The sequence below is a fragment of the Massilia aurea genome (assembly GCF_040790145.1).
In the GTDB taxonomy this organism is placed as follows: domain Bacteria; phylum Pseudomonadota; class Gammaproteobacteria; order Burkholderiales; family Burkholderiaceae_D; genus Telluria; species Telluria aurea_C.
The window spans coordinates 1-15,377 of record NZ_JBFMMP010000019.1; the positions used below are offsets into that span (position 1 = coordinate 1).

15 protein-coding genes are annotated in these 15,377 nt (G+C 63.3%); 8 read left to right on the plus strand and 7 right to left on the minus strand.

Annotated features, from left to right (window positions below; all coding sequences use genetic code 11):
- Positions 1 to 408 precede the first annotated feature (408 nt).
- Positions 409 to 1,641 carry a phospholipase D family protein gene (locus AB2N08_RS19920; RefSeq protein ID WP_367612645.1) on the minus strand — a complete coding sequence of 411 codons (1,233 nt, stop codon included), beginning with the start codon at positions 1,639 to 1,641 and terminating at the stop codon, positions 409 to 411.
- A gap of 30 nt (positions 1,642 to 1,671) precedes the next feature.
- On the opposite strand from AB2N08_RS19920, the gene AB2N08_RS19925 reads away from it, so the two are divergent.
- Complete coding sequence (locus AB2N08_RS19925) at positions 1,672 to 1,890, plus strand: hypothetical protein (protein WP_367612646.1); 219 nt, start codon at positions 1,672 to 1,674, stop codon at positions 1,888 to 1,890.
- A 60-nt stretch (positions 1,891 to 1,950) separates the two neighbouring features.
- Here AB2N08_RS19925 and AB2N08_RS19930 read toward each other — a convergent pair whose 3' ends face one another.
- The 3 genes from AB2N08_RS19930 to apaG form a co-directional block, all read right to left on the minus strand.
- Complete coding sequence (locus AB2N08_RS19930; RefSeq protein ID WP_367612647.1) at positions 1,951 to 2,727, minus strand: enoyl-CoA hydratase; 777 nt, start codon at positions 2,725 to 2,727, stop codon at positions 1,951 to 1,953.
- A 95-nt stretch (positions 2,728 to 2,822) separates the two neighbouring features.
- Positions 2,823 to 4,046: a murein transglycosylase A gene (mltA, locus tag AB2N08_RS19935; RefSeq protein WP_367612648.1), complete on the minus strand. Its 1,224-nt coding sequence runs from the start codon at positions 4,044 to 4,046 to the stop codon at positions 2,823 to 2,825.
- A gap of 154 nt (positions 4,047 to 4,200) precedes the next feature.
- Positions 4,201 to 4,575: a Co2+/Mg2+ efflux protein ApaG gene (gene apaG, locus AB2N08_RS19940; RefSeq protein WP_367612649.1), complete on the minus strand. Its 375-nt coding sequence runs from the start codon at positions 4,573 to 4,575 to the stop codon at positions 4,201 to 4,203.
- A 192-nt stretch (positions 4,576 to 4,767) separates the two neighbouring features.
- On the opposite strand from apaG, the gene rpe reads away from it, so the two are divergent.
- From rpe to trpC, 6 genes are all read left to right on the plus strand, one after another.
- Entirely contained in the window at positions 4,768 to 5,439 is a 672-nt protein-coding gene (rpe, locus tag AB2N08_RS19945) for a ribulose-phosphate 3-epimerase (RefSeq protein ID WP_367612650.1), read from the plus strand.
- A complete protein-coding gene (locus AB2N08_RS19950) occupies positions 5,439 to 6,149 on the plus strand; it encodes a phosphoglycolate phosphatase (RefSeq protein WP_367612651.1) in 711 nt (236 codons plus the stop codon). The genes rpe and AB2N08_RS19950 overlap by 1 nt, the downstream gene beginning before the upstream one ends.
- Positions 6,150 to 6,367: 218 nt before the next feature.
- Positions 6,368 to 7,864 (plus strand): anthranilate synthase component I, encoded by a 1,497-nt coding sequence (trpE, locus tag AB2N08_RS19955; RefSeq protein ID WP_367612652.1) that lies wholly within the window; start codon positions 6,368 to 6,370, stop codon positions 7,862 to 7,864.
- A 1-nt stretch (position 7,865) separates the two neighbouring features.
- A complete protein-coding gene (locus AB2N08_RS19960) occupies positions 7,866 to 8,429 on the plus strand; it encodes an anthranilate synthase component II (RefSeq protein ID WP_367612653.1) in 564 nt (187 codons plus the stop codon).
- 158 nt (positions 8,430 to 8,587) lie between these two features.
- Positions 8,588 to 9,625 (plus strand): anthranilate phosphoribosyltransferase, encoded by a 1,038-nt coding sequence (gene trpD / locus AB2N08_RS19965; protein ID WP_367612654.1) that lies wholly within the window; start codon positions 8,588 to 8,590, stop codon positions 9,623 to 9,625.
- Between the two features lie 16 nt (positions 9,626 to 9,641).
- Positions 9,642 to 10,442 (plus strand): indole-3-glycerol phosphate synthase TrpC, encoded by an 801-nt coding sequence (gene trpC / locus AB2N08_RS19970; RefSeq protein ID WP_367612655.1) that lies wholly within the window; start codon positions 9,642 to 9,644, stop codon positions 10,440 to 10,442.
- A 27-nt stretch (positions 10,443 to 10,469) separates the two neighbouring features.
- Here trpC and AB2N08_RS19975 read toward each other — a convergent pair whose 3' ends face one another.
- Together AB2N08_RS19975 and AB2N08_RS19980 are read right to left on the minus strand one after the other, a co-directional pair.
- Positions 10,470 to 10,919, minus strand: coding sequence for a MerC domain-containing protein (locus AB2N08_RS19975; protein ID WP_367612656.1), 450 nt, complete (start codon positions 10,917 to 10,919; stop codon positions 10,470 to 10,472).
- Positions 10,920 to 11,265: 346 nt separating this feature from the next.
- Positions 11,266 to 13,359, minus strand: coding sequence for a TonB-dependent receptor domain-containing protein (locus AB2N08_RS19980; RefSeq protein ID WP_367612657.1), 2,094 nt, complete (start codon positions 13,357 to 13,359; stop codon positions 11,266 to 11,268).
- A 164-nt stretch (positions 13,360 to 13,523) separates the two neighbouring features.
- Here AB2N08_RS19980 and AB2N08_RS19985 point away from each other — a divergent pair, with 164 nt between their 5' ends.
- Positions 13,524 to 13,904, plus strand: a complete 381-nt coding sequence (locus tag AB2N08_RS19985) for a Fur family transcriptional regulator (protein WP_367612658.1) — start codon at positions 13,524 to 13,526, stop codon at positions 13,902 to 13,904.
- 139 nt (positions 13,905 to 14,043) lie between these two features.
- On the opposite strand, the gene AB2N08_RS19990 is transcribed toward AB2N08_RS19985, so the two are convergent.
- Positions 14,044 to 15,360, minus strand: a complete 1,317-nt coding sequence (locus AB2N08_RS19990) for an amidohydrolase (RefSeq protein WP_367612659.1) — start codon at positions 15,358 to 15,360, stop codon at positions 14,044 to 14,046.
- Between the last annotated feature and the right edge of the window lie 17 nt (positions 15,361 to 15,377).

A 15,377-nucleotide genomic window follows, 5' to 3' on the forward strand; every position in this document is an offset into this window, starting at 1 on the left:
TCAAAATACTGACCGTTATCTCATTGCTGAGACAACGTATTTCTTTTTTGTGAACATTTGATAATTTAAGTAATCAAGAACCGAAGTTCTTGGCACCTTCATCAAACGCCCACACTTATCGACTGTTAATTTTTAAAGAACTTTATTCGGTGCTGCATCTGCTGTTGACTACGAAGCGTTGTGTTCGTTAGCAGCAGAGGAGGAAGAGTATGAAGCATTCCTACAATCTCGTCAACCCCTTCATTTCGCTTCGACTCAGATTTCTCTGGAGACCTTGCTCTCATAACCACTTGATTACGTTAACATTTTCGGTCAGCACCGAAGCGGAGGCGAACTATAACAAACCTCGCCAGGGTTCCGCAAGAGGGGACGAAAGAAAGATTCAGTCCTACAACCGCAGAATCTGTCCTACAAAAGCCAGTCGATCGGCAGCCAGGACAATCCATTCACCGCAGCCCGCTTCAGCCAGGTCGTTCCCGGCTCCACGTCGTGTCGGACCAGCTTGCCGTCACGCCCTTCAACCCAATAGACATTCCCCTTTTCATCCAGCAACACCTCGTAGGCGCGCATTGGCAGGGTGCGGTCCAGCGTTTTACTCAGGCGATCGGCCAGTTCAACGCTGTCGATCACCATTCCCATTTCTGTATTCAGATGAATCGAACGCTGGTCGAAATTGAAAGAGCCGACAAAGATGCGGTTGCCATCCACGCCAAACGTCTTCGCATGCAGGCTCGCATCGGAACTGCCAAAGCCGGCGCCGCTGCGTTTCTTTTCGCGCGATGGCTCGTCGGTCGACGCGCGTCGCAATTCATACAGCTCCACGCCCGCCTCCAGCAGCGGCTTGCGCCATTTGGCATAGCCCGCATGGACGGCGGCGACGTCGGTCGCCTCGAGTGAATTGGTCAGGATACGGATTTTGGCGCCCTTCTTCGCTATCTCGAGCACAGCGGCCGCTCCATCCTCGCCCGGCACGAAATACGGCGAGACCAGATCCAGATTGCGTTCCGGCTGGCCGAACAACGCCTTGAGCCTGGTCGCGATATTTGCATCCGGCGTCGATTTGTCCAGCACCTTGGCCGGATCGTCGCTGAGGAAGCGGGCATGCGCCCATTCCAGCTGCAGCGTCCCGCCAAGCATCTGCTGCAAGAATGCCGACTGCTGGATCGCGTCCAGATACGCTTTTGCATCAGGATCGACCGCTGCCGGCGGCGCCGGCTCTGGATCGGTCACCATCAAGGCCAGCGGATACGCCGATGGGCTGTTCCAATACCGGTCAAAATCGTCGGATACCGCCTTGACCACCGGGCCTGCGGCAATCACATCGAGGTCGGCAAACGAGATATCGCCCGCCGCGCCGAAATACTCATCACCCACATTGCGTCCGCCGATGATCGTGACCTTGTTATCGGCAGTGAACGATTTATTGTGCATGCGCCGGTTCAGTCGCCAGAAATCGGCGACCAGGCCAAGCGTGCGCATCGAACGAATCCCGTTCGGATTAAACAGGCGCACTTCGATCTGCGGATGCGCGTCGAGCGTCGCCAGGATCGCGTCCAGACCGCCCGTATTGTTATCGTCCAGCAGCAGACGCACCCGCACACCGCGCTCGGCCGCCTTGCGCAGCGCGTTGAACATCAGCATGCCGGTCGTGTCGTTACGCCAGATATAGTATTGAACGTCCAGGCTGCGATCGGCCGCCTGGGCCAGCACGGCGCGCGCGGCAAACGCATCGCGCCCATCGGCCAGGCCATGAATGCCAACGAGGTCGGGATGCGCGCTCGTCAGCGGCAGGAGCGCCTTGCCAAGCCGGGTATTGTCGGTATCCGTCATCGCCGTACTGGCAACGCGGCCCTCCAGCGGCGGCAGCGACGAGCAGCTCGACAACGTTAATGCGCCCGCAAGCAACGCCGTTGGCAAGACCAGCCATAATTTGGCGCGCTTGTTCATGGTTCAATGTCCTTCGAAATCAGGTTTGCGCTTTTCAAGGAAAGCCGACATGCCTTCTTTCTGAGCAGGGGTGCCGAAACCGGCGTGGAAATAGCGGCGCTCATAGGCAACGCCCTGGCTCAGCGTCATCTCGTAGGCCTGGTTGACGCAATCCTTGATCTGCATGGCAACCGACACGGGCATCTCGGCAATGCCCTGCGCGATCTTGATCGCCTCATCCATCACGTCCGCCGCAGGGTACACGCGAGACACCAGCCCCGTACGCTCAGCCTCGGCGGCATCGATCATACGGGTGGTAAGCAGCATGTCCATCGCCTTCGACTTGGAAATCGCGCGCGGCAAGCGTTGCGTGCCGCCGGCGCCCGGGGTGACGCCGACCTTGATTTCAGGCTGGCCGAACTTGGCGCTATCGGCGGCGATCAGGAAATCGCACATCATCGCCAGCTCGCAGCCGCCACCCAGGCAATAGCCCGAGACCACGCCAATGACTGGCTTGCGGATAGCGAGGATATGTTCCCAGTTGCGGCCAATATAGTTATTGCCGTAGGTTTCCTGGTAATCGTACTGCGCCATGGCGGCAATGTCGGCCCCGGCCGCGAACGCCTTATCACTGCCCGTCAACACGATGACATTGACTGCCGCGTCCCGATCGAAGGCGCGCAGGGCAACGCCCAGCTCGTTCATCATATTGTCGTTCAGCGCGTTCATCGCCTTCGGCCGGTTCAGGCGTACCACGGCGACCTTGCCGTGGGTCTCGATCAACAGGTCAGCATATTCCATGGGACACCCTTATCTGGTTGGACATTACCGTCGCGATTGTAGCGCTTTCCGTGAACGTCAAGTGGGAGCCGGCACGCAACAGTGCCGACAGTCAATTATTTAGGCAACAGCACCCACATCGTCCCGCTTTGCTTCATGAGGCCGGCATTCTCCGTCGCTTCCCGCCCGAAGCCGAAAAAGAAATCAGCCCGCACCGCGCCGCGAATCGCGCCGCCCACATCCTGCCCCATCACCAGGCGCTGCAGAGGCGCGCCATCCTTCGGCAGCGTGGTCGACAGCCATACCGGCGCGCCCAGCGGCAGGATGGTGCGATCGATGGCGATCGAACGCCCGGGCGTGAGCGGCACATTGAGCGCCCCGCGCGGTCCGACGTTCGGATCGGCCACTTTCGACTCGGTGAAGAAGATATAGCTCGGATTCACATTGAATAGTTCCTGGCGCCGCGCCGGATTGGCCGCGATCCAGGCCCGGATCGACTGCGCCGACACCTGGTCTGGCGTCATGATCCCCTGCTCCACGAACCAGCGTCCGATGGCTTTATAGGGATGGCCGTTCTGGTCGGCATAGCCCACGCGCACCGTCTCGCCGGACCCGAGCTGCACCCGGCCCGAACCCTGCACCTCGAGGAAGAACGCATCCACCGGATCGCTCACCCACAGCAACTCTTTGCCGCTCAATGGCGCGCGGTCGATGTCGGCGCGGCTCTGGTACGGAATCACCGTCTTGCCGGACAGGCGGCCGCGCAGGCGCCGATTCTGCAGGTCGGGATAGATGCTGCCAAGGTCGACCGTAATCAGGTCATCCGGCACGCGGTACAGCGGCGTCTGGAACGCCCCGCCCCGCTTGCGCGCGCCATACAGCATCGCTTCGTAATAGCCGGTAATCAGCCCGGTATCGGTGCCATCCGGATTGCGCACCTGGTTCGGCGTGAAATAGGTCTCGAAGAAGCGGCGCACGGCCGCAACATCCCTGGCGTCGACGCTACCCGACGCCGCGCACGGCGCCTTCCATGGCGCCTGGCGCGAGGCCAGCACGCTGCACGATTGCAGGAAGGCCGGCCAGGCCTGGCGCACGTCGTCCTGCTGCCAGCCCGGCAGCGCGGCAAAGGTGGTCGGCGTGAGCGGCGCCACCGGCGCGGGCGGAGTGGCAGGCGCCTCTGGCGGTGGCACAGGCGGGGGCACCACTACCGGCCCGACCGGCGGCGGCATCGTCACCGGCGGCGGCGCGGAGGGGCTTGGTGGCTGCGGCTCGGTCGAACAGGCGCTCAGCAGGCTGACGAGCGCGATCAGGACAGGTACACTGCGGCGTATTGTATACATGGGAACCATGGGGACCGATATGTGGATCTTGCTGGTGGAAGCCGGCGTGGCGCTGTTCCTGCTCGTGTTCATTGTCTGGTGGACCATGTTCGCCGGCCGCAAGGACGACGACGGCGACGACAACCCTGCCCCGTAAATCAGTGCAGCGGGCGCGTCAGTGCAGCGAGCGCGGCGGCGACAACACGAATTCAGGGATGATCGCCTCGAACCGATGGCCATCCTCGGCCACGCAGAAGTATTCGCCGCGCATCGTGCCCTGCGCCGTCCCCAGATGGGTGCCGCTGGTGTACTCGAACTGCTCGCCCGGCGCCAGCAGCGGCTGGTGGCCAACGACGCCCAGGCCCTTGACTTCCTGCATCTGGTTATTGGCGTCGAGGATCACCCAATGACGCGAAATAAGCTGGGCCGGAATGCTGCCGGTGTTCTTGATCGTGATCGTGTAGCTGAACACGAACTGGCTCCGGTCCGGGTCGGACTGCTCCGCCAGGTATTGCGTTCTGACGGTGACAGCGAAATCGTAGGCGGGCATCGAGGTTCCTTGCGTGATCGTGGACTGGGCCGCTGCGCCATTCGCAGGGGCCGGCGCGCCATGTGGCGCAAATAACAATCATACCGCCTGTGGCCGCCAAGCGCCGACGCACCGTGGCGTGGCCGACTCTGGAGGCGGCGGCGCGACCGGCGTAGAATAGCGGATTCCCACCAAAACACGCACCGTCGCCCCATGACCACCTACCGCATCGCCCCCAGCATCCTGTCCGCCGATTTCGCCCGCCTCGGTGAAGAAGTGCGCAATGTCGTCGCCGCCGGCGCCGACATCATCCACTTCGACGTGATGGACAACCATTATGTCCCGAACCTGACCATCGGCCCGCTCGTATGCCAGGCGATCCGCCCGCACGTGGACGTACCGATCGACGTGCACCTGATGGTCAAGCCGGTCGACCGCATCATCCCCGATTTCGCCAAGGCCGGCGCCAACATCATCACCTTCCACCCGGAAGCATCGGAACACATCGACCGCACCCTGCAGCTGATCCGCGACAACGGCTGCAAGGCCGGCCTGGTGTTCAACCCGGGCACGCCGATGCACTACCTCGAGCACGTGATGGACAAGATCGACATGATCCTGATCATGTCGGTCAATCCGGGCTTCGGCGGCCAGTCGTTCATCCCCGAAGCCCTGAAAAAGATCGCCATCGCGCGCCGCCTGATCGATGAATCGGGCCGCGACATCCTGCTCGAAGTCGATGGCGGCATCAAGGCCGAGAACATCGCCGCCGCCGCCGCCGCGGGCGCCGACACCTTCGTCGCCGGCTCGGCCATCTTCGGCAAGCCTGACTACAAGGCCGTGATCGACGCCATGCGCGCCGAACTGGCCACGGTGTCACGCTGATGCGAGCCGGCGCAGCACTCATCCGGGCCGTCATCATCGACCTCGATGGCACCATGCTCGACACGGTGCCCGACTTCGAGGCGGCCCTGAACGGCATGCGCGCCGAGCTTGGCCTGGCGCCCATCAGCCAGGCCATCATCAAGCCGCTGGTCGGCAAGGGTTCAGAAAAACTGGTGCGCGACGCGCTGCTGCTCGACTGGGATGCGGCGCAGGTCGACGCCGCGTACGACCAGGCGATGGCCGGCTACCAGCGGCACTACCTGGCCATCAATGGCAATCGCAGCACGCTGTATGACGGTGTGCTCGATGGTCTGGTGGCGATGCAGGCGCTCGGCCTGCGCCTGGTGTGCGTGACCAACAAGCCGATCGCGTTCGCGCTGCCGCTGCTGGCCCAGAAAGGCCTGGCGCCGTATTTCGAGCACGTGTTCGGCGGCGACTCGTTCGCCAGAAAGAAGCCGGACGCCATGCCGATGCTGGGCGCGTGCGCCGCGCTGGACATCCCGCCATCCCAGGTGGTTGCCATCGGCGACTCGTCCAACGATGCCGAGAGCGCCCGCGCCGCCGGCTGTTTCGTGCTCACGGTCCCCTACGGGTACAACCACGGACGCCCTGTACAAGAAATTCAATCCGATGGTATAGTTGATTCGCTGCTGGCCGCGGCACGCGCAATCAGCGCGCACAATATGACGAACGACGCGACGGCACGCTAAATCAACCAACCATTCTCCACCATGTTTTTCACCAAAAAACACACTGTCAACCAAACCGGCGCCCTTGAGGCCTGGCTTTGGCGACGCTGGCAATCCTGGGCTGACTAAGCCGTACCGATTGCTGCCGGGTGTTCGTGCGATTGCGATTGCGCTGCACCACCGGCAGGTTTTTTGAAGCACACCACCGCCCCCTTCCCCCGTGGCGGTCCGGAGAAAACATGACCGAACTCGAATTCAAGTCGCTGGCCAACCAGGGCTACAACCGCATCCCACTGATCGCGGAAGCCTTCGCCGACCTCGAAACGCCGCTCACGCTGTACCTCAAGCTGGCCCAGTCGCACCACGCCGGCAAGAACACCTTCCTGCTCGAATCGGTGGTCGGCGGCGAACGCTTCGGGCGCTACTCGTTCATCGGCCTGCCCGCCCACACGCTGCTGCGCACGACCGGCAACCTGACCGACATCGTGAAGAACGGCGAAGTGATCGAGTCGCACGAAGGCAATCCGCTCGACTTCATCGAGGAGTATCAGGCGCGTTTCAAGGTTGCGCTGCGCCCTGGCCTGCCGCGCTTCTGTGGCGGCCTGGCCGGCTACTTCGGCTACGACACGGTGCGCCACATCGAGCACAAGCTGGTCAATACCGCGCCGCGCGATGAACTGGGCCTGCCCGACATCCAGCTGATGGTGACCGAAGAACTGGCCGTGATCGACAACCTGTCGGGCAAGTTGTACCTGATCGTGTACGCCGATCCGGGCCAGCCCGAAGCCTATTCGCGCGGCCGCCAGCGCCTGAAAGACCTGCGCATGATGCTGCGCCGGAGCGTCGACGCGCCCGTCACATCAGCTTCGGTGCGGACCGAATCGGTGCGCGACTTCAGCAAGGCCGATTACCTGAAGGCGGTCGCCAAGGCCCACGAATACGTGATGGCCGGTGACCTGATGCAGGTGCAGATCGGCCAGCGTATCCGCAAGCCGTATGTCGATTCGCCGCTGTCGCTGTATCGCTCGCTGCGCTCGCTGAATCCGTCGCCGTATATGTACTACTACAACTTCGGCGACATGCAGATCGTCGGCTCGTCGCCCGAGATCCTGGTGCGCAACGAGTCGCTGCCGGAAGGCGGCCGCAAGGTCACGCTGCGCCCGATCGCCGGCACGCGCGGGCGCGGCGCCACGCCGGAACGCGACGCCGAACTGGCCGCCGAACTGCTGGCTGACCCGAAGGAAGTGGCCGAACATGTGATGCTGATCGACCTGGCGCGCAACGACATCGGCCGCATCGCCGACATCGGCAGCGTCAAGGTCACCGACCGCATGGTCATCGAAAAATACTCGCACGTGCAGCACATCGTCTCGAACGTCGAGGGCAAGCTCAAAGATGGCATGTCGAACCTCGACGTGCTGCGCGCGACCTTCCCGGCCGGTACGCTCACCGGCGCGCCGAAGGTGCGGGCGATGGAAGTGATCGATGAGCTCGAGCCGGTCAAGCGCGGCATCTATGGCGGCGCCTGCGGCTACCTGAGTTTCGGCGGCGAGATGGATGTGGCCATTGCGATCCGCACCGGCGTGATCAAGGACGGCAACCTGTACGTACAGGCCGCCGCCGGCATCGTGGCTGACTCGATCCCCGAGATGGAATGGCAGGAAACCGAACACAAGGCGCGCGCCGTGCTGCGCGCGGCCGAGCAAGTGCAAGATGGCCTGGATGGAGAGTTCTGACATGCTGCTCATGATCGACAACTACGATTCGTTCACCTACAACATCGTCCAGTATTTCGGCGAACTGGGTGAAGACGTGCGCACGGTGCGCAACGACGAAATCACGCTCGAGCAGATCGCGGCCATGCAGCCCGACCGCATCTGCATCTCGCCGGGCCCGAAAGCCCCGAAGGATGCCGGCATTTCGCTGGCCGTGCTGCGCGAATTCGCGGGCAAGCTACCGATCCTGGGCGTGTGCCTCGGTCACCAGGCCATCGGCGAAGCGTTTGGCGGCAAGGTGATTCGGGCCAAGCAGGTCATGCACGGCAAGACGTCGAACATCGCGCACATCGGGCAAGGCGTGTTCAAGGATCTGCCGAGCCCCTTCACCGTGATCCGCTATCACTCGCTGGCGATCGAGCGCTCGTCGCTGCCGACCTGCCTTGAAGTGACCGCATGGACCGACGACGGCGAGATCATGGGCGTGCGCCACAAGGAATACGACATCGAGGGTGTGCAGTTTCACCCTGAGTCGATCCTGTCCGAACATGGGCATGCGCTGCTGAAGAATTTCCTGACGCGCTGATTAGACGCAACCGTCATTCCCACGAAGGTGGGAATCCAAGTCGGTTCCGCAGCTCGTACATCATCAGCACCGCAGGCACGCCAGCAAACTTGGGTTCCCGCCTCCGCGGGAACGACGTGCCAGCGATAGCGAATACTGAAACCATACTGGACCTCTCCATGCCGATCACCCCACAAGAAGCCCTGCTGCGCTGTATTGAACACCGCGAGATCTTCCACGACGAGATGCTGCATCTGTTCCGCCAGATCATGTCGGGCGAGATGTCGCCGACGATGGTCGCGGCCCTGACCGTCGGCCTGCGCGTGAAAAAAGAAACCATCGGCGAAATCACCGCCGCCGCCCAAGTGATGCGCGAGTTCTCGACCAAGGTGCCGATGGCCGACACCACGGGCCTGCTCGACATCGTCGGCACCGGCGGCGACGGCGCCAACACCTTCAATATCTCGAGCGCGGCGATGTTCGTCGCCGCCGCTGCCGGCGCGCGCGTGGCCAAGCACGGCGGGCGCAGCGTGTCGTCGTCATCCGGCAGCGCCGACCTGATCGAAGCCTTCGGCGCGCACATCGACCTGACGCCCGAGCAGATCGCGCAATCGATCGCGCAAACCGGAATCGGCTTCATGTTCGCCCCCAACCACCACACCGCGATGAAGCACGTGGCGCCGGTGCGGCGCGAGCTCGGTGTGCGCAGCATCTTCAACATCCTCGGCCCGCTGACCAATCCGGCCGGCGCCCCGAACATCCTGATGGGCGTGTTCCACCCCGACCTGGTGGGCATCCAGGTGCGCGTGCTACAGCGCCTCGGCGCACAGCACGCGGTGGTGGTGTGGGGCCGCGACAATATGGATGAAGTCTCGCTTGGCGCCGGCACCGTGGTCGGTGAACTGATCGACGGCCAGATCCGCGAATACGAAATCCATCCCGAAGATTTTGGCCTGCAGATGGTCTCGAGCCGCAACCTGAAAGTGGACAACGCCGAAGAATCCAAGACGCGCGTGCTCGAAGCGCTGCGCGGCGAGCCGGGACCGGCGCACGATATCGTCGCACTGAACGCCGGCACCGCGCTGTATGCGGCAGGCGTGGCCGACTCGATCGGCGCCGGCCTGGAGCAAGCGCGCGCCGCGATTGCGTCGGGCGCGGCGATCGCCAAGCTGGAACAGTTCGTCCAGGTCACGCGCCAGCTTGGCGCGGCCAACTAATATCGAAAGAATCTGCATGTCCGACATCCTCGACAAGATCCTGGCCGTGAAGGCCGACGAAGTGGCCAGCGCGCGCAAGCACCGCGATCTGTACAGCCTGCGCAATGAAGTCGAAAGCGATGGCGACGCGCGCCGCAGCCTGCGCGGCTTCGAGCACGGCTTGCGCGCGAAGATCGCCGCGGGCCGGGCCGGCGTGATCGCCGAAGTGAAAAAAGCCTCGCCATCGAAAGGCGTGCTGCGCGCCGATTTCCAGCCGGCTGCGATCGCACAAAGCTACGCCGAGCACGGCGCGGCGTGCCTGTCGGTGCTGACCGACGTGAATTTCTTTCAGGGTTGTGCCGATTATCTGCGCCAGGCGCGCGCCGCCTGCGAGCTACCAATCCTGCGCAAGGACTTCATGGTCGACCCGTACCAGGTGTATGAAGCGCGCGCGATGGGCGCCGATGCGATCCTGTTGATCGTGGCAGCGCTGGATCATGGCCTGATGGCCGAACTGGAAGCATGCGCGCTGGACCTGGGCATGGACGTGCTGGTCGAAGTGCACGACGGTGAAGAACTCGAGGCGGCGCTGAAACTGCGCACGCCCCTGGTGGGCATCAACAACCGCAACCTGCGCACGTTCGATGTCACGCTCGACACCACGCTCGGCCTGCTGCCGGGCATTCCGCCGGACCGCCTGGTGATCACCGAATCGGGCATCCTCGGACCGCAGGATGTGCAGCGCATGCGCGAGGCCAATGTGCACGCGTTCCTGGTGGGCGAAGCGTTCATGCGCGCCGAAAACCCGGGCCAGGAACTGGCGCGCCTGTTCGCCTGAAAATTAAAACCCTGGCCAAGCGCCGGATCAGCGCTGGTTGCAGGGCGCCGCGCCTACCTGGCTGGCGTCACCGTGCTCACGTGCGCTGCAACGCTTGCAGTGACGGCGATTGCGCAGGTGTGCGTACAGCAGCATGAAACCGCTGACCACGGCGACGGCCGCCTCGGCGTGTTCGCCCAGCACCGGGCTGACGATGAACACGGCAGCCAAAAACAGCGCCAGGCCGCCAATGCCGACCAAGAGCGTCGTCTTGTCGCGATGCTTCAGGTAGCCGGGCACCAGCGCCAGCAGCACCGGCAGCGTGATCGCCGCAATCAGCGTGTCGTGGAAGGTGTCGTGCACATGCGCCAGCCCGAGCATCGGAAACGCCAATATCACGAGCGGCATCGCCAGGCAGTGGATCAGGCACAGGATCGATGCCGTCATGCCGGCAACATCGCCGTATTTGATCAGGGCGTTCTTGGTCAGGGATTTCATCGCCCTGGTCCTTTCAGTTAAACCGGCCGGGCGCGCGTCAAGCATGTCCGGGCCAGTGGGTGGTATCGGCATCAGAACAGCACGCGCAGACCGGCCGTCAGGTTACGGCCCGTCAGTGGAATCTGGCCCTCGTGCAAGCGGCATGCGCCTGACAGAATCATTCATGGGAATCCGGGGGAGGGGGTGAAATGCGCTTTCGCTTCATTCGCGCAACGTGCCAACAACGATAGAATCTAATGATAACCCATTATCGTTAAGGCTTCAACGCACACGATGATTTGCCCCCAAATGACCACCGGCGCAGGGCAGGATCTGCCGTGCGCCGGTGCGGATGATGCGGACAGGCTTAGAAAATGACGCGGATCCCCGCCGTCACGTTGCGGCCAGTGAGCGGCGCCGCATTCTTGATGAACGACGTGTGGCTGAACGCCAGTTCGTCGGTGAGGTTGTTCAGGCGCGCATAGAACTGGGTCGGCACGCCGCCGATGCGGGTCGAGTAGTGGGTGCCGATATTGAGCATATTGTAGCCACCCGTTTCGGTCTCGTACTCGGCCACCTTGTCCTGCTTGCCGACGCGGTACAGCTCGACCATGCCATGCCACTGGTTCCAGTCGCCATCGAGCTTCACGCCAATGCGGCTGGCCGGGATGCGCGGCAGGTTGCGGCTGCCGTCACCGTTATCAAAGCGGGCGCGCACATAGTCCCCGAACACGGTCGCGTTCAGGTTGGACGACAGCTTCTGCCGCACTTCGCCTTCCAGGCCCGTAAACACCGCGTCGCGCTGCGTGTACTGCACCAGCTGGAACCCTTCATGGTTGTCCAGCGTGCGCGCATAGATGTAGTTGTCGACCTTGTTGTGGAACGCGCTCACCGAGAACGTGGTGTCGCCCTCGAACTTGCGCAGCGTGAGATCGATATTGTTCGAGGTTTCCTTTTCCAGGTCCTGGTTGCCGATCTCGTAGGTAGCCGTGGCCAGGTGGGCGCCATCCGCATACAGTTCTTCGGCGGTCGGCAGGCGATGGCTGCGCGACAGCGAGGTACCCAGCGAATAGCCTGGCGTGAGTTTCCACACGGCGCCGACCGATGCCGACGTACCGCGCGCATCGGTGTCGCGCAGGCCCGGCGCGTCGACCTCGATGTCTTGCCATTCGTGGCGCAGGCCGGCCTCGAAGCGCCAGTTGGCAAGCTTGTATTCCTCGGTCAGGAACGCAGCGTGCTTCTTGGTGAGGGTCGGCGGCACATACGCCTCTTCGCCCAGCGCCGAGAAATCGCGGCGCGTGGTCTGCAGGCCGAACACACCGCGCAGGCCGGCGATCGGGGCGTGCACGGCTTCGACGCGGGCGTCATGGCCCTTGTTGCGGAACGACGTCGAGACCACGTTCTCTTCCAGCTCGTCGTGCACGTAATCGGTGAACGAGGCGCGCATGCGCACGCGCTCGATGCCGGCCACCGGATTGCGGTACTCGCCGCACACGTCCCAGCGTTCGCTGTCGAGTTTCACGACTGGCACTTCGCTGTGCTCGTGCTCATGGTCGTGATCTTCTTCGCCGTGATCGTGGCCCTCTTCTTCTTCGTGGCTGCCGCAGTGCAGGTGGTCGCCATGCGGATGGCAGCCTTCGAAGTCGTGGTTGTGGCCAGGGATGCCGTACTCGGTGCGCTCTTTGGTATAAGCCGCGCCGAGATAGCCGTTCTGGCCGATCCACGACAGGCCGACCGTGCCGGTCTCGCCTTCCTTGTAGCTGCCCAGCACGCGCCGGCCATCTTCCCAGTCCTTGCCGACGCGGTAGTCGCCGGCATCGCGCTTGACGCCTTCCACGTGCAGCGCGACGTTGCTGCCCGCTGCGGTAGTGAATTCAAAGGCGCCCGTCTTTTCGCGCGCGGCCGAATTGGCGCGCACTTCGGCACTGCCTTCCAGGCCATTCTCGGGCATCGCGGTCGGCACCTTGCGGTCGATGATGTTCACGACACCGCCCACCGCGCCGCCGCCATAGGCCAGCGCCGACGGGCCGCGCAGCACTTCGATGCGCTCGGCCAATACAGGTTCGAATGCAACGGCGTGATCGGGGCTGATGGTCGAGGCATCCTGGATCTCGGCGCCATCCGACAGGATTTTCACGCGCGGGCCGTCCATGCCGCGGATCACCGGGCGGCTGGCGCCGGCGCCGAAGTGGCTCGACGTGATGCCCGGCTGGTGCGCCAGGGTTTCGCCCAGCGTCGATTCGCGGGCGCGCACCAGCTCACTGCCGCCGAGCGAGGTCACCGGCGTGATCATGTCATCGTGCACCACGCCCAGGGCGCTGGCCGACACCACCACGGTCGGCACGCTGTCCGGATCCGACGCGGTACGGCTGGTCGCCGTCTGGGCGTGAACGGCCAGCGGCGCGCCGAAGGCCAGCATCAGCGCCAGTGAAAGCGGCTTGCGCTTGGTGAATTGCGACATGGTGAAATCCTTGAAGTGGAGATGAACGGCAGGCGGCAAGTCACTGCGCGGCACGCACCGCTAGTGATAAGCCATTATCATTAACGTGGAAATGATAAGGCATTATCATTAAGCATTCAAGCCCCTTCTGGTCGAAAGGCGGCGCTTTAAGGTATTCTTCAGCCATGCAACGCAATACACGCCAAAAATCAGCCATCCTGCACGCCATCGAGCATGCGCGCCGCCCACTTTCGCCACAAGAAATCCTGACCGAAGCCAGCCAGGCGGTCAGCCAGCTCGGCATGGCCACGGTCTACCGCAACCTCAAGTCGCTGGTGGACGACGGCGCGCTCAAGGTCGTCACGCTGCCAGGCGACGGCGCCCGCTACGAAGCCACCAGCGTGGCCGAACACCACCATCACCACTTCCAGTGCACCAACTGCCAGCGCGTGTTCGATGTGCACGCGTGTCCGGGCGACATCGACCACATGGCCCCAAAGGGCTTCAGCGTCGAGCGCCATGAGCTGACGTTGTACGGCCGCTGCGCCGACTGCCTCAAGGGCTGACCGAGGCACGTCATTCCCGCGACGGCGGGAATCCAAGTTCGTTCGCGTCTCGATATGCCGGCAAAATGAGATTCCCGCCAAGGTGGCCGACGAGGCCGGGAATGACTTGTCGGGGACAACGAAGCTTTCGTTTCTTGCTTTACTTTCCCAGCACGTTCAGCACCGCCAGCGTCATCGCCTGGGCGCCCGTCTTGATCGACGGTTCCGGCACCGGCGCGTAGAACGGCGAGTGGTTGAACGCGATCGGCTTGCCGTCCGCCTTTTCTGCAGCGGCGACATCCTTCGGGTCATATACGCCGGTGAAGAAGAACATCGACGGCACGCCTTCGTTCGCGTACAGCGAAAAATCTTCGCTGGCGGTCATCGCCGGCATGCGCCTGGCCTTGTCGGCCCCGAACACTTCCCTGAACACCACTTCGGTCTTGTTCACCAGCTCAGTGCTGTTGACGATCGCCTGGCCACCGCCGCCGATCTGCATGTCGGGCTTCGGTGCGCCGGCCATCGCCGCCGATCCTTCCGCCACGCGGCGTACGCCTTCAAGCAACTTGGCCCGTACCTGCGGGCTGTACGAGCGGATGGTGCCACGCACCTGCACGCTGTCCGGGATGATATTGCCGACCGTGCCGCCCTGGATCGAGCCTACCGTGACCACGCCGAATTCCTTGGGATCCTTCTCGCGGCTCACCACCGTCTGCACATCGACCACGAAGCGCGCCGCAATCGCGATCGGATCGATCGTCTTGTCCGGCGCCGAACCATGGCCGCCACGGCCCTTGAAGGTGATCTCGAGCCAGTCCGAGTTCGACGACACCGGGCCGTCGTTGTAGCCGATGGTGCCATGCGCCAGCGGCCACGAATGCAGCGCGAACGCGTAATCGGGTTTCGGGAAGCGCTTGAACAGGCCATCGTCCAGCATCGCCTTGGCGCCAGCGACGATTTCCTCGGCCGGCTGGCCGATGAACACGAGGGTGCCCTTCCACTGCGCCTTCAGCTCGACCAGCGTACGCGCGGTGCCGAGCCAGCTGGCCATGTGGATGTCGTGGCCGCAGCTGTGCGTGACGAAGCTGTCGCGGCCTTCGCTGGTGGCGCGTGCGCGGCTGGCGTACGGCAGGCCGGTCTTTTCTTCCATCGGCAAGCCGTCCATATCGGTACGCACCAGGACAGTCGGACCGGCGCCGTTCTTGAGCACCGCGACGATGCCGGTCTTGCCGACCTTCTCGGTCACGGTGAAGCCCAGTTTACGCATCTCGGCCGCCAGCTTGCTGGCCGTGCGCACTTCCTGGAAGGCGATCTCGGGATGCGCGTGCAGGTCTTTATAGATCGTGTCGAGCCACGGATACATGGCGTCCACGCGCGTAACGACGTCGTTCTTGAGCGGCGCGGACTGCTGCGCCAGGGCGGAGGTTGCGGACAATACGAGGAGTGCGGCGGCGGCGATGCGGGTCAGGGTCGGCATGGGCTCTTGCGAATGTG

Coding starts and splice junctions, on each gene's coding strand:
- AB2N08_RS19920 (WP_367612645.1), bottom strand. CDS start 1,641: ATGCTGATGTTCAACGCGCTGCGCAAGGCGGCCGAGCGCGGTGTGCGG.
- AB2N08_RS19930 (WP_367612647.1), bottom strand. CDS start 2,727: ATGGAATATGCTGACCTGTTGATCGAGACCCACGGCAAGGTCGCCGTG.
- mltA (WP_367612648.1), bottom strand. CDS start 4,046: ATGTATACAATACGCCGCAGTGTACCTGTCCTGATCGCGCTCGTCAGC.
- apaG (WP_367612649.1), bottom strand. CDS start 4,575: ATGCCCGCCTACGATTTCGCTGTCACCGTCAGAACGCAATACCTGGCG.
- rpe (WP_367612650.1), top strand. CDS start 4,768: ATGACCACCTACCGCATCGCCCCCAGCATCCTGTCCGCCGATTTCGCC.
- AB2N08_RS19950 (WP_367612651.1), top strand. CDS start 5,439: ATGCGAGCCGGCGCAGCACTCATCCGGGCCGTCATCATCGACCTCGAT.
- trpE (WP_367612652.1), top strand. CDS start 6,368: ATGACCGAACTCGAATTCAAGTCGCTGGCCAACCAGGGCTACAACCGC.
- AB2N08_RS19960 (WP_367612653.1), top strand. CDS start 7,866: ATGCTGCTCATGATCGACAACTACGATTCGTTCACCTACAACATCGTC.
- trpD (WP_367612654.1), top strand. CDS start 8,588: ATGCCGATCACCCCACAAGAAGCCCTGCTGCGCTGTATTGAACACCGC.
- trpC (WP_367612655.1), top strand. CDS start 9,642: ATGTCCGACATCCTCGACAAGATCCTGGCCGTGAAGGCCGACGAAGTG.
- AB2N08_RS19975 (WP_367612656.1), bottom strand. CDS start 10,919: ATGAAATCCCTGACCAAGAACGCCCTGATCAAATACGGCGATGTTGCC.
- AB2N08_RS19980 (WP_367612657.1), bottom strand. CDS start 13,359: ATGTCGCAATTCACCAAGCGCAAGCCGCTTTCACTGGCGCTGATGCTG.
- AB2N08_RS19985 (WP_367612658.1), top strand. CDS start 13,524: ATGCAACGCAATACACGCCAAAAATCAGCCATCCTGCACGCCATCGAG.
- AB2N08_RS19990 (WP_367612659.1), bottom strand. CDS start 15,360: ATGCCGACCCTGACCCGCATCGCCGCCGCCGCACTCCTCGTATTGTCC.